We start from the raw sequence: 12,717 nt of genomic DNA on the forward strand, positions 1-12,717 counted from the left end.
AGGTAAACTCGTCTTTGATGGCGAAAATGTAGAAAAGAATGTTCTAAAGGAGCTGTATTGGAATGATGCCTCAACATGTTGCGGTTAAGGGAGTAGGCGTAGATTCGAAAACCAGGTGCCGGCATTATCATAGTGAAAAAGATATCATTGCCATCAAATTCAAGTGCTGCAATACATATTACCCGTGCCATCTTTGTCATGAAGAAACGACAGATCATGAGCCCATTCGCTGGTCAAAGGACGAATGGAACGTAAAGGCAGTACTTTGCGGGAAGTGCAGGAATGAACTGACGGTCCTTCAATACATGAATTGCCAATCAGTTTGTCCCTATTGTCAGTCTTCTTTCAATCCCGGGTGTCAGACTCATTATCATCTTTATTTTGAAGGGTGAAGGAAAAGCGGAAGGGGTTTGAAGAGAGGCGGGCGCGGCTTATGACAAGTGCCTCTAAGCCCTGGAGCTGTATAGATAAAACGTATCCAACGACCGCCAATAAAAAGCGAGATCATATACAGGTATTAAATCACATGTTCCACGTGAAACGAAGGAGTGATGAAATGGCACAGGAGAAAGCGACCTTTGCAGGAGGATGTTTTTGGTGTATGGTTGAGCCGTTTGATGAACAAGAAGGAATCATCGACATCAGCTCCGGTTATACAGGGGGGAAGACTGAGCATCCGAGCTATAAAGAAGTGATATCGGGCGATACGGGTCATGTTGAAGCGGTGCAGATTACATTCGAATCCGATATGTTTTCTTATAAAAAGCTATTGGAGCTGATTTGGCAGCAGATCGACCCGACGGATGCCGGGGGTCAGTTTAAAGACCGCGGTGAATTCTACAGGACAGTGATTTTTTATCATAATGAAACACAAAAGGAGCAGGCGATACAATCAAAGAAAGACCTTTCAGAGAGCGGCAGATTCAGTAAACCGATCGTAACGGAAATCCTTCCGGCGCTGCCTTTCTTCGAGGCGGAACAGTATCATCAGGATTTTTATAAGAAAAATGCTTTCCGATACGCGTTGTACAAAAGAGGGTCGGGAAGGGAAGAGTTTAAGCGGATGCACTGGCCGAAGGACCGTTCGCATCTGCGTGTATCGCTAGGCGATATGCAATACCATGTCACTCAGGAAAACGGGACGGAGCCTCCCTTTGAGAATGAGTATTGGAATAATACAAAAGAGGGTCTTTATGTCGATGTAGTAAGCGGAGAGCCGCTGTTCACTTCAAAAGACCAATATGACAGCGGATGCGGATGGCCAAGTTTCACGAAGCCTGTGATGGACGCGAGTGTGAAGGAGCGATATGACCTTTCGCATAAATCGACACGTGTTGAAGTGAGAAGCAGGGAAGGTGATTCCCATCTCGGGCATGTGTTCACGGATGGTCCTGGACCTAAGGGACTCAGGTACTGCATTAACTCTGCTGCTCTGAGATTTATCCCGAAGGAACGGTTGGAAGCTGAGGGGTATGGGGATTTCTTGATTTTGTTTAATAGCAGAAAATAAACGTGTCCGCAAGAGATTCTGCGGGCACGTTTTACGTATCGGGTGGCGATATACTCTTTATTTCACTTGTGCTTCTACTTTTTCAAACAGGTTTTCGACACCCTGAACCCGTTTGATGGATGTGATCGTCCCCTGGTGCAGCCCTTCATGCCAATTGGCAAAGGAGAGCACTTCTCCCAAAGTAGTGAAGGTGGCAGTTCCCAGATCGAACGGCTTTTCACCCTGTTCATCGAGACGGCCGGCGAACACCTTTTTCACTCGATTCGGCTGATCTTCAAGCAGGTCGCGAAGCTCCTTTAAAGACGGAGGAGTCAAACCATTTTCCTCCCATGTCGAAGGACTAGTGTTGAAGCCGAACATCTCATGGTAATGAGCGGGAATCCCTTTTCTTTCATTTTCTCCTGCAAAAGAATAGACCATGTTTTCTTGTGATAATAAGATATGACCGAGATTCCAGCGGATCGAGTTCCGGAAGCCCTCAGGCATTTGGTCAGCCTGTTCCTCAGTGGTGGCATCCAAAAAGGCAATTGTGCGCATTCGGATAAATTCCATTTGTTGAAACACCATCTGTTCGTTCATTTTATCTTCCTCCCCAAAATAGTCTGCTCTTGTTGTATTCGGGATGAACGGTTCGTATTCCTTTCAGGGGAAGAAGAAATAAAAAAGTGCCCTAGCATCTAATCAAGGGCACTTGATGTAAATATTATCAGTCTTGAGGACGGTTCTTCTGCGGCTTGGCCCGTCCGGTTGTAAACTCCACTAATTCAGAGCTTGTGCGATTTCCTCTTTTAGCATTTGTATTTGCCTGTGCATTGCGGTTTCCCTGCTTTGTGCGGCCCATACTTTCCCCTCCTAAAAAAATACTCTTGCCTTTATAGTGTGGAGACTTAAAGGAGGAAATATTCCTTCATATCATTACCAGAACAGCGTCAAAAACTGACATATTTCGTTTTTATCTGTGATATTTCCCGGGCTATATTCGACATTATTTGAGTTGATCTTCCAGTCGGCTAAGTGGTTCTTTGGCTGGGCCTTCAATAACAGTCCCGTCTGTAGAGAACCTTGACCCGTGGCAAGGGCAGTCCCATGTGTGGTCACCATGGTTCCATGAACATTCACAGCCCATATGGGTACAGGTGGTGTCCACCACGAAAAGTTCTCCTTTTTCGTTTCTGTACCCGCCGCACCGTCTGCCGTTCACCAATACTATGGCTCCTTCTCCATTCTGTATGTCATCTGCTTTTTTTGTCGGGATATCAAGCTTTCCTTTTGCCAATTGAGCCGCTACGTTAGCATTTTCTTTTGCGAATCTTTTGATGCTTGGGTCCGCTTTGAATCGTGATGGCTTAAAAAGGTCGCTGTAAAGATTATGATTACCGAGTACATGGTCTGAAAGAATTTGCCCGGAAAGCGTCCCGAGTGTCATACCCCATTTTCTAAACCCGGTTGCGACCAGGATGGCAGGGTGTTTTTTGGTTAGAGGACCTATGTAAGGAACCTTGTCCAGGGTGGTGAGGTCCTGTGCAGACCATCGGTACTTCACTTCCTCGATCCCGAGAACTCTATTTCCGAATTCTTCAAGAGCATTGTAGTGTTCCATTGTGTCTTTTCCTTGCCCCGTCTTGTGGTTATCGCCCCCGATCAACACAAGTTTATCGCCGTTCTCATCTTCTGTGTAGCGAAGGGAGCGGGTAGGGTCTTCAGCACTGAGGTACATGCCCCCTGGGTACTCTTTAGTTGTTTTAACTCCCAGTATATACGACCGGTCAGGCTTGAGGCGGGCGAAGTAGCCTCCCATCCCGTCATAGAATGGGAAATGCGTGGCGATCACCACATATTCGCTGTCGAGGTGATAGCCGTCTTCCGTCACTACCTGCGTACTTTCTTCCTCGTTGATCGTCTTTGCCATTGTCTGTTCGAAAATTTGTCCGCCGTTGTTAACGATACTGTCCACAAGAGCCTTGAAGTACTTTAAAGGATGGAATTGTGCCTGATTTTTCATGATCACAGCATTTTTTATCTGAAGGTCGATCGGCAGCTGTTCCATCAGTTCAGTATCTATCCCCAATGTGAGATAAGCTTCAAATTCTTTCTCTACCTTTTTCTTGTATTCATCGGTAGTGGAATAAATATAAGCATCCTGTTTTGTGTAATCGCAGTCGATGTTTTCAGTCTGAATCGTGTTTTCCATGAAAGAGAGGGCCTTCATATTTCCTTCGTAATACTTCTTCGTAAATTCTTCACCGAAGTGATTGATGAGTTCATCATAAATCAATCCATGCTGGGCAGTGATTTTTGCCGTAGTATGCCCGGTGGTTCCATTGATAAGGCGGCCCGCATCGATCAAGGCAACCCTTTTACCGCCTTTTGCCAGCAAATAAGCAGTCGTGATCCCAACGATTCCTCCGCCTACAACGGTTACATCCGTCTTGATGTTTTTTGAAAGTTTCGGAAATACAGGAAGCTGAGCCGACTCACGCCAAAATGGCTCGGGTGGCTGGTTAAATGCGTTATTGTTCTTAGTGTCCATGGATCTGCTCCTTTTATATGTATTTATAAACATTTTCCCCCAATTTCATAAGAATAAGCAGAGAATTGGAAAAGAAGACAAAAAGAGATTAACCCTTAAAAGAGCTAATCTCTGTGCTGGTGTGGTTTATGAAGATTTTTTTAGACGTTCGGCTGTTTTTTCAGCAGAATCGACGGTTTGTTTGAGAAGCATCGAAATCGTTACAGGACCGACTCCGCCGGGTACCGGTGTGATCGCCCCGGCTTTTCTGTAACAAGAGTCATAATCGACGTCTCCGATGTTCCCTTTATTATATCCGGCATCAAGGATGACCGCGCCTTCTTTCACCCAGTCTCCCTGGATGAAATTTGGCTTTCCTACGGCGGCGACCACTATATCGGCCTGCGATATGATCTCTGGAAGGTTCTCGGTGTATGAATGACAAGTTGTGACTGTAGCATTACGGTTTAAAAGCATCATGGATACAGGCTTGCCGAGAATCGGACTTCTACCGATGACGACGGCATGCTTTCCTTCGACAGGCACATCATAGAAATCAATCATGTTCATGATGGCGGCTGGGGTGCACGATGGATATTCGCCGAAACCAAAGGATGTCTGCCCAAAACCGAGGCTTGTCACACCATCCACATCCTTTTCGATGGAAATCGCTTCGAACGCGGCTCGCTCATCGATATGCTTTGGAACAGGATGCTGAAGAAGGATCCCATGCACATCCTCATCCGCGTTTAATTCGTTCAGGACTTTCAGCAATTCAGCTGTCGTCGTTTCTCTCGGAAGATGAATCCTGCGGGACTCCATGCCGATTTTCCTGCAGGCATTCCCTTTCATTTTCACATACGTTTCCGAAGAGGAATCATCGCCGACAAGCACAGTGGCAAGACAAGGCGTTATGCCGCTTTCCTTTAAAGCGGACACCCTCAACGTCAAGCTTTCCTTCACTTCTGAAGCTACTCGTTTTCCGTCTAAAATTAATGGTTCCATTGCAATCCCTCCTGTTAATGATTAAAGACTGTTTTCTGAAAAATCGCTGCTTATATGACGGGCCTTGAAAAGAATCAGGTCATCCAACGAATAAAGCAGCAAGATATGTGAAAAGAGTCCATTAAAAAAAGACAAGGGCATACACAGGTCCCTTGCCTTTGCCCAGGCGAACGGCATAATGGCTAATGATAAATGAAAAGTCGCAGCTCCCTTGTGGTTCGTTCCACGTTTTCGCCAGTCACTGCATATATTTAAGTTCAAATTCATTATAACACGAATATAAATAAATTATCCAGTTAAAATGTTCGTGTTTTTATAAAATCTACATCGTTAGGCTGAAAAGAATCCCGGTCTAATTTTCTATGTTTCATCCTCCCTAATAGCCGATTTGCGGACTTAACCGTTTTCATAAACTAAAAGTAATAAAATTATTAGGGAGGAAAAATAATGTTACAAAATAAAATGGTGATGATTACAGGAGCGTCAAAGGGATTGGGAAAGGAGTTAGCTTTACAATTTGCAAAGGAAGGGGCGAAACTGGCCGTTTGTGCACGAAATCAAGGTCCTTTGAAAGAAGTGGAAAGGGAAATCAGGGCGCTTGGTGCTGAAGTCGTTGCATTGACGGCAGATGTGTCAGATAGGAAGGATGTCGACCGTTTTGTCTCGGTGACGGAAGAGGCGTTCGGAAGGATTGATGTGCTGATCAACAATGCGTCCATCTTCGGACCAGGTCCAAGGCTTCTGGCAGATTACCCTGAAGACGATTTTCTTGAAGTATTAAAAGTCAACGCGTTCAACCCATTCATCGTCACCAAGCGGGTTCTGCCGGGGATGCTGATGAGGAATGAAGGTTCTGTCATCAATCTAACTTCTGAGGCGGGGAAAACCGGTTTTGCTGAATGGGGAGCTTATGGGGTATCTAAATTTGCGGTGGAAGGATTGACTCAGACGTGGGCGGAGGAGCTACAGGGATCCGGTGTCAGAATGAACATGGTGGACCCCGGTGAAATGAACACTGATATGCATGACGAGGCTGTGCCGGAGTGTGATTATGCATTGGCTGAACCGAATGAACATATGGATGTCTTCTTGTATCTTGCATCGGATGCTTCCCGCGATGTGTCCGGCAGCCGGTTTGAAGCACAGGAGTTTCAGTGGGATCGGGGTGGGGACGATGAATGAAGCGATCTTTGATATACCGGAACAGTTGAATGCATCAACTCCGATCGAGCTTACGGGTAAGAACAGGGATGAAGTGAAACTGATGGTATTGAACAGAAAAACGGGTACATGCCTTCATTCCCGCTTTGACCAGCTGCAAGCCCAGTTGAAAAAAGGAGACGTTCTGGTGGTCAACAACAGCAGGACGATCCCGGCTTCCCTTAAGGGGAAACAAGGGAATCGGCAGGTTGAAGTCCGGCTTTCCCGGAAAGTGAGCAGCGGTGAGTGGGATACGTTGATCCTCGGCTCCATGTATGACACGCGGCTGCCCATCTCATTCGGTGACGGGGTGAATGCTGTCATGGCGGGTAAAGGAAGTGAAGAGCCTTTGCTGCGTTTGGCATTTAATGTGGAAGGCGAGGCTTTCTATGATTTTATCTATCGGAAAGGTCAGCCGGTCCGCTATGAATACATCGCTACACCATGGCCGCTCGACAAATACCAGACCGTATACGGTTCCGTGCCTGGATCCGTGGAAATGGCTTCTGCCGGCAGGGCGTTTTCCTGGAAACTGATCTCCCGGCTTCGCGCGGAAGGGGTAGAAATGGCCACACTGCAGCTTCATGCTGGACTCAGCTATTACGGAGATGACCGCTGGCCGACTCCAAAGAACCATCCGGAGGAATACCATCTTCCACAGGAGACGGTGGACAGTATCCGAAAGGCGAAAAAGAATGGGAACCGGGTGATAGCGGTCGGGACGACGGTCGTTCGTGCACTTGAAACCGTTGCCGCCGAACATGATGGTGAACTCGCTGCAGCGAGCGGCGTGACAAATCTGTATATCACAAAAGAAAGTCCCCTTCACGTCGTTGACGGACTCATCACCGGGCTTCATGAACCCCAGGCGAGCCACTTGGATCTCTTACGGGCATTTGTCTCTGATGAACATCTGTTCCGTGCCTACCGAAACGCGCTGGCGAAGAGTTATATGTGGCATGAGTTCGGGGATATGAATTTGATTTTGTGAATTTAGATTTAGGAGGCTTTGATACTGTATGCGTCACCTTGGATATCGAGGAAATTCGACAAGTCGAGCAAAAATCCTAGGCTTTCGCGCATAAAGGGTGAAGATTCGAGCAAAAACAAATTTTTTCGAGCATAAAAGTGAACATTTCGAGCAAAAGACCATGTTTCATACCCATTCAGTTGTCAAAGCCATTCATTACGAGAAGGAAATCAGGTGAAACTATGAAACTTCATCACATCGGCATCAATGTCAGCAGCCTGAAACATTCAAAACGGTTTTATCAAACTCTTTTCGGTTTTAAAGAGGTGTTCACTGCTGACATCGAGGGAGAGGAAATCGTATTTTTAAAGAGGAATGAGGATTGGCTGGAACTGATCGAGGACCAGGATAATGGCCTGTCAAACTCCCGTGTCCACTTCGGATGGGAAAAGGCAGACCTTGAAGCAGAAATAAAGCGGCTCGCTCGGCTGGATTTGGCACCTGTCGAAGGACCAATCCAGCTGGATAACGGCTGGAGAGCAGTCTTTTACAAAGGGCCGGATGGTGAACTGATTGAGCTGATATCCATTAAATAGGTAACTGGATTTGTTAATGTTAACCCGTTCCAGCAGTTGATTGGAGTGGAAAACGAAGACTCCTGCGGCAAGAGTAGCTAATGTGAGACCCCACAGGGAGGAACGACCGAGGAGGCTCACGGGCTACCCGCGGAAAGCGAAGTCTTCCACGGAAATCAACTGCGGTATTAAAAGGTCAATACCACACCAACCCGATAGGTTTTATGAAATTTTTTTGTTTTCCCATCTGTGTTACAGTTATCCGGGTATTAAGGAAATTATACAGATTGGGAAGGGATTTTCATGAAAAGAGAATTCGTGATTCGCTGGGCGTTTTTCTTTGTTGGCTTGTTTGTACTGGCCTTAGGGATCACCCTGACGATCAAAGGGAAGGATCTCGGAATCGGCCCATGGGATGTGTTTCATTATGGACTGTTCAAACAGCTTGGTCTGACGATCGGAACGTGGTCGATCATCGCTGGATTTTTGATTCTTTTGATTACCGGCATTGGAACGAAGTCGTTTCCTAAGATCGGTGCATTTTTAAATATGTTATTAATCGGTATTTTCATAGATTTATTTAATTACCTTATTCCTGATCCAGAGTCGATCCTGGCACAGACCCTTGTGTTTGCAGTCGGAATCATTGTCCTCGGGTATGGAATAGGACTGTATGTTTCAGCTGACCTGGGAGCAGGACCGAGGGACAGCCTCATGCTTCTAGTGGTCGAAAAAACAGGCTGGAAGGTCCAATGGGTGCGGAATGGAATGGAAATTCTCGTCTTCATCTTTGGATGGATGCTTGGCGGACCAGTCGGCATCGGGACGGTTGTCATTGCGCTGGGCCTCGGCTCAATCGTCGGCATCTCACTGCCGCAAAGCAAGAAGCTTCTCGAATACGTCCTTACAAAACAATTAACGAAAAGAGACAATCCCCTGGCAAGTTAAGGGGGTTGTTTTTTTATGCAGTTCTCAGGTAAGTCCACTCAATCATCACAGGCAGGTAATCCAAAGTAGTAACAAGGGATTTCTTCCATAAAAGGAGAACTAATAAAGTAAAGGAGTGATTGTATAATGGAATTTACCTATCATGTATGGGCCACGAAAAGATTATTGGTTCACTTGAAGAGCCTACCCCGTGAGGTTTTTCAGAAAGAGATTCAAAGTGTGTTCCCATCGGTGGAAAGGACGCTTTATCATCTCTATGAAGTGGATGCATTGTGGTTTTCTAGATTGAAAGGTGAGCCTGCCTTGGTGGATAAGAAAATGTTTGAGACGATTGAAGAATGCGAAATGGATTTTTCCGATTTACATAACGAGATATTGGAATGGCTTGGCGACATGTCTGATGAGCTTGTTTCCGTCAGCTATACGACTTCTAAAGATGAAGTTTTTGAGAATACAAGAGAAGAAATACTGAAGCACCTTGTCAACCATGGTACCTATCACCGCGGGAATATTGCGGCCATGCTCTGGCAGATCGGTGAAAAAGGTGTTCCAACGGATTATATTTACTACTTGAGGGAAAAAGAGGACATGCTACTATGAAAGAACTTGTAGGTCACTGCGACTCTTGTCAAAAGCCGATTTATTGCCTGGATGGTTTTTTTAATGGTGTGAAGAAAGACAGTGGTAAGATCATTTGTTTCGACTGCGATGATGAGGAGGAAGCAGAAGGTGGGTCATGAGTATGCGGATCGATTGGTTTCATTATTGAAAGAGAATCAAAATGAGGAAAACCGGGAAGCGATGGAGAAATATATGCGCAATCAATTTGTGTTTTTTGGCATCAAGACCCCGGAGAGGAATGCTTTGATGCGTGAGTTTCTGAAAGAAAATGGAAAACCGCCAGTGGAAGAGCTGCCAGCGATTGTTCGTTCACTATGGAGAGAGCCGCAGCGTGAGTGCCAATATGCTGCGATGACTCTTTTGGATAAGCGGACAAGGTATCTTACGAAAGATGATCTGCCCCTTATAGAAGAGCTGATATTGACTGGATCATGGTGGGATACGATTGATCTTATCGCCTCGAATATGGTGGGCAGCATCCATGAAAAGGATGAAGCGGAAGAGCATCTGGAAAAGTGGATCCACTCAGATAACTTCTGGCTGAACCGGACGGCGATCCTTCATCAGTTGAAATATAAGGAGAAGACGGATGAAAGTCGGTTATTCCGTTACATCCTCATGCACAATGATTCCAAGGAATTTTTCATCCAGAAAGCCATTGGGTGGGCACTTAGGGAATATTCGAAGACGAACCCTGAAGCCGTCCGGCAGTTCATCGATAGGGAGAATCTCGCTCCTTTAAGTAAGCGGGAAGGTTTGAAGCATATCAATAGGCTGGAAAAAGCGAAGGGGTGATCCCCTTCGCTTTTTGCCTACAACACATAGATTAATAGGGTTCCAAACAAGCCGCCCATTAAAACATATAGGATCATTGGAAGCAGTGTGATCCTGATGATCTGACCTTCTTTTCCGCTAAGTCCGACAACAGAGGCTGCCGCGACAACGTTCAGCACGCAGACCATGTTCCCGGCATTGGCACCAAGCACTTGAAGGGCAAGGATCACATCCGGTGCCGCTGAGATTTGGTCGGCTACACTGAATTGAAAGAGTGAAAACATCATATTGCTGAAGGTCGCACTGCCGGAAATGAACGAGCCGAGAGCGCCGATCAAAGGCGCTGCCAGCGGCCATCCATCCCCGATTGTCCCTGACATGAGTGTGGCAAGCTCCATCGGCATGCTGAGGAGTCCGCTTTCATTCAGGTCAGAATTTATGAAGATCCTCACCATCGGTACTGCAGTCATTAAAGAAATCATGGTTCCTTTCATTGTGATAAAAGAGCTCTTAAACGTGTCTTTGATTTGCACCGGCTCCATTTTGTGAATGAAGAATGTAATGACCATCACAGTAAAGAAAATGGTGCCCGGCAGATAGAGTGGCTCAAACTGAGTTGAAATCGACGTCCCGAGTATATCAGTCCAGCCCACTTTGATACTGCGGAGCCAAGTTTTAAAAGGGAGGAAGTCTAATCGGGTGACGACAAGAAACAGAGCGACCAGGATGTACGGAGACCAAGCGAGCCATATTGGCATGCTCCGAACAGGAATATCTTCCGGGCCTCGTTCTCCTTGTTTCACCTGGAAATCCCACACTTCATCTGGCAGCAGGAATCCTTTTTTGGCTGCCGGCACGACCAAGACCAGCCCGACCAGCCCCCCGATTATTGAAGGGAATTCAGGTCCCAGGAAAGTAGCGACGAGCCAAGCTGGGATCGTAAAACTGAATCCTGCGAAAAGGGCAAACTTCCAAACAGCCAGTCCTTCTTTCCATGAACGATTTTCTCCAAAAAAGCGAGTCAATATCGCCACCAGTAACAACGGGATAAAACTTCCTATAAACAAATCGATGCTGACAGTCTGACTGGCAACGGAACTTAGATAGTCGAGCATATTCTGATTCCCGATTTGCTGAGATACTAGTTCTGCAAGAGATCCACCTTGTCTCAGTCCTTGATCAACACCCACTAGTACCGGTGTCCCTACCGCGCCGAAAGATACCGCACTGCTGTCGGCGATCAGAGCAAGCGAAACAGCGGCGAGGGGCGGGAAGCCCAAGGCGACGAGCAATGGCGCCCCGATGGCAGCAGGTGTCCCAAAGCCTGCTGCACCCTCTATGAAAGAACCGAATAACCAGGCGATGATGATCAGTTGGACACGGCGGTCAGGGGAAATCACCGAAAAGCCATTTCGGATGGATCCCATTGCACCACTGTTACTCAACGTATTTAAAAGGAGGATGGCTCCGAATACAATCCATAAGATAGAAATAGAAATAATGATCCCTTCGATCGTTGCTGCCCCCAGCTGGATGAATGGGATTTTCCACACAGCATACCCCAGTAAAGCCGTGACTAGGAAGCTGACCGGCATCGCAATGGAAGCCGGCAGACGGAATAATACAAGAAATATAAAAACGGAAAGGATGGGTGTCAAAGACGTGAGAAGCTCAAGGAAACTCAAGATGTTCACCTGCTTTTGTATTTTATACTTCTATTGTACATCTAATTGCTCACCATTTCACAAACTTTTATGAACGATTTATGACAACGTATAAAAGTGTGGGGTTCACACGAAAGGAAGGCGGAGAGAGTTCTGTAAGCCGTATATTTTGAATGTTTCTTCCCCTATTCGGTATGATAGAAATACAAAGAATGAGGAGGTTATTCCATGGACTTTATGCTTGAACGTCCCGATTCACAAGAAGAAGTGAACATCAAGACCCTTCTTCAAAACAAGAAATCCGCGGTCATCTTTGTCCGTCACCTTGGCTGACCGCTCTGTCGGAATTACCTCATGCAGTTGCGTGAGCGCGTTGAAGAATTTGAAAAAAGAAACATTGAGCTGGTGGTCATCGCACCTTCAAAAGGAAGCTTTGTCTCGCAATTCCTGGATTCATTCGGTCCGTTTCCATTTACGATTTACGGCGACCCTCGCCGCGAAGGATACAGACAGGCAGGTACGGTCACGATGCCGAAATGGAAGCTGCTCGGTAAAGCACTGTTCGGATTTGTCACAGGAAAAGTAAAGAATTTTCTCCCTAAGGAAAACGAACAGAAAAAATTCGTCCAGAAATCCATGAAAACCCAGGATGTCTATATCCAGGGCGCGACATTTCTCTTTGATGAAAATGGAAAAGTCGTATGGAAGCATATCGATCAGTCGCCGGAGGATCATGCCAGTATTGAGACTTTGTTGGATAATATAGATTCGAATTTATAAAAAAACTCTATGTTGTGTAGAACTAGAGAATCTAGAGTGATCAATAATTTCAGAGGGTTCCAGCAGTTGATTGGAGTGGAAGACGAAGACTCCTGCGGGAAAAGTAGCTAATGTGAGACCCCACAGGGAGGTACGACCGAGGAGGCTCACGGGCTACCCGC

The 12,717-nt window shown here is 46.3% G+C and carries 14 protein-coding genes, 1 pseudogene and 1 riboswitch; of the genes and pseudogenes, 10 read left to right on the top strand and 5 right to left on the bottom strand.

Annotated elements, in window-relative coordinates; genetic code table 11:
• Nucleotides 1-62: 62 nt before the first annotated feature.
• Both AAEO50_RS07725 and msrA read left to right on the top strand, forming a co-directional pair.
• Nucleotides 63-392, top strand: a complete 330-nt coding sequence (locus AAEO50_RS07725) for a CHY zinc finger protein (protein WP_425383167.1) — start codon at nucleotides 63-65, stop codon at nucleotides 390-392.
• 164 nt (nucleotides 393-556) lie between these two features.
• Nucleotides 557-1,510, top strand: coding sequence for a peptide-methionine (S)-S-oxide reductase MsrA (gene msrA, locus AAEO50_RS07730; RefSeq protein WP_341982185.1), 954 nt, complete (start codon nucleotides 557-559; stop codon nucleotides 1,508-1,510).
• 57 nt (nucleotides 1,511-1,567) lie between these two features.
• Here msrA and AAEO50_RS07735 read toward each other — a convergent pair whose 3' ends face one another.
• The 4 genes from AAEO50_RS07735 to AAEO50_RS07750 form a co-directional block, all read right to left on the bottom strand.
• Nucleotides 1,568-2,089, bottom strand: coding sequence for a DinB family protein (locus tag AAEO50_RS07735; protein ID WP_341982187.1), 522 nt, complete (start codon nucleotides 2,087-2,089; stop codon nucleotides 1,568-1,570).
• Nucleotides 2,090-2,216: 127 nt separating this feature from the next.
• Nucleotides 2,217-2,351, bottom strand: a complete 135-nt coding sequence (locus tag AAEO50_RS07740; protein ID WP_281358059.1) for a hypothetical protein — start codon at nucleotides 2,349-2,351, stop codon at nucleotides 2,217-2,219.
• Nucleotides 2,352-2,495: 144 nt separating this feature from the next.
• Nucleotides 2,496-4,040 (bottom strand): FAD-dependent oxidoreductase, encoded by a 1,545-nt coding sequence (locus AAEO50_RS07745; protein WP_341982191.1) that lies wholly within the window; start codon nucleotides 4,038-4,040, stop codon nucleotides 2,496-2,498.
• Between the two features lie 126 nt (nucleotides 4,041-4,166).
• Nucleotides 4,167-5,024 carry a bifunctional 5,10-methylenetetrahydrofolate dehydrogenase/5,10-methenyltetrahydrofolate cyclohydrolase gene (locus AAEO50_RS07750; protein WP_341982193.1) on the bottom strand — a complete coding sequence of 286 codons (858 nt, stop codon included), beginning with the start codon at nucleotides 5,022-5,024 and terminating at the stop codon, nucleotides 4,167-4,169.
• Nucleotides 5,025-5,177: 153 nt separating this feature from the next.
• A riboswitch (ZMP/ZTP riboswitch) is annotated at nucleotides 5,178-5,276 on the bottom strand.
• 195 nt (nucleotides 5,277-5,471) lie between these two features.
• On the opposite strand from AAEO50_RS07750, the gene AAEO50_RS07755 reads away from it, so the two are divergent.
• The 7 genes from AAEO50_RS07755 (at nucleotide 5,472) to AAEO50_RS07785 (ending at nucleotide 10,133) form a co-directional block, all read left to right on the top strand.
• Nucleotides 5,472-6,206, top strand: a complete 735-nt coding sequence (locus AAEO50_RS07755) for an SDR family oxidoreductase (protein WP_341982195.1) — start codon at nucleotides 5,472-5,474, stop codon at nucleotides 6,204-6,206.
• Complete coding sequence (locus tag AAEO50_RS07760; RefSeq protein WP_341982197.1) at nucleotides 6,094-7,215, top strand: S-adenosylmethionine:tRNA ribosyltransferase-isomerase; 1,122 nt, start codon at nucleotides 6,094-6,096, stop codon at nucleotides 7,213-7,215. Before AAEO50_RS07755 ends, AAEO50_RS07760 begins: the two co-directional genes overlap by 113 nt.
• A gap of 221 nt (nucleotides 7,216-7,436) precedes the next feature.
• Nucleotides 7,437-7,790 (top strand): VOC family protein, encoded by a 354-nt coding sequence (locus tag AAEO50_RS07765; RefSeq protein ID WP_341982199.1) that lies wholly within the window; start codon nucleotides 7,437-7,439, stop codon nucleotides 7,788-7,790.
• 282 nt (nucleotides 7,791-8,072) lie between these two features.
• Nucleotides 8,073-8,717 carry a YitT family protein gene (locus AAEO50_RS07770; RefSeq protein ID WP_341982201.1) on the top strand — a complete coding sequence of 215 codons (645 nt, stop codon included), beginning with the start codon at nucleotides 8,073-8,075 and terminating at the stop codon, nucleotides 8,715-8,717.
• Nucleotides 8,718-8,843: 126 nt separating this feature from the next.
• Nucleotides 8,844-9,317, top strand: a complete 474-nt coding sequence (locus AAEO50_RS07775) for a DinB family protein (protein WP_341982203.1) — start codon at nucleotides 8,844-8,846, stop codon at nucleotides 9,315-9,317.
• Nucleotides 9,314-9,457, top strand: coding sequence for a hypothetical protein (locus AAEO50_RS07780; protein WP_341982205.1), 144 nt, complete (start codon nucleotides 9,314-9,316; stop codon nucleotides 9,455-9,457). Before AAEO50_RS07775 ends, AAEO50_RS07780 begins: the two co-directional genes overlap by 4 nt.
• The gene (locus tag AAEO50_RS07785; RefSeq protein ID WP_341982207.1) at nucleotides 9,447-10,133 is read left to right on the top strand and encodes a DNA alkylation repair protein; all 687 of its coding nucleotides are present in this window, start codon (nucleotides 9,447-9,449) and stop codon (nucleotides 10,131-10,133) included. Before AAEO50_RS07780 ends, AAEO50_RS07785 begins: the two co-directional genes overlap by 11 nt.
• A gap of 17 nt (nucleotides 10,134-10,150) precedes the next feature.
• On the opposite strand, the gene AAEO50_RS07790 is transcribed toward AAEO50_RS07785, so the two are convergent.
• Nucleotides 10,151-11,797: an L-lactate permease gene (locus AAEO50_RS07790; protein WP_341982209.1), complete on the bottom strand. Its 1,647-nt coding sequence runs from the start codon at nucleotides 11,795-11,797 to the stop codon at nucleotides 10,151-10,153.
• A 324-nt stretch (nucleotides 11,798-12,121) separates the two neighbouring features.
• Here AAEO50_RS07790 and AAEO50_RS07795 point away from each other — a divergent pair.
• Nucleotides 12,122-12,556 (top strand): annotated as a pseudogene (locus tag AAEO50_RS07795) (peroxiredoxin-like family protein); the annotation flags it as partial.
• Nucleotides 12,557-12,717 lie beyond the last annotated feature (161 nt).

Source organism: Rossellomorea oryzaecorticis (assembly GCF_038405515.1).
GTDB classification, from domain to species: domain Bacteria; phylum Bacillota; class Bacilli; order Bacillales; family Bacillaceae_B; genus Rossellomorea; species Rossellomorea oryzaecorticis_A.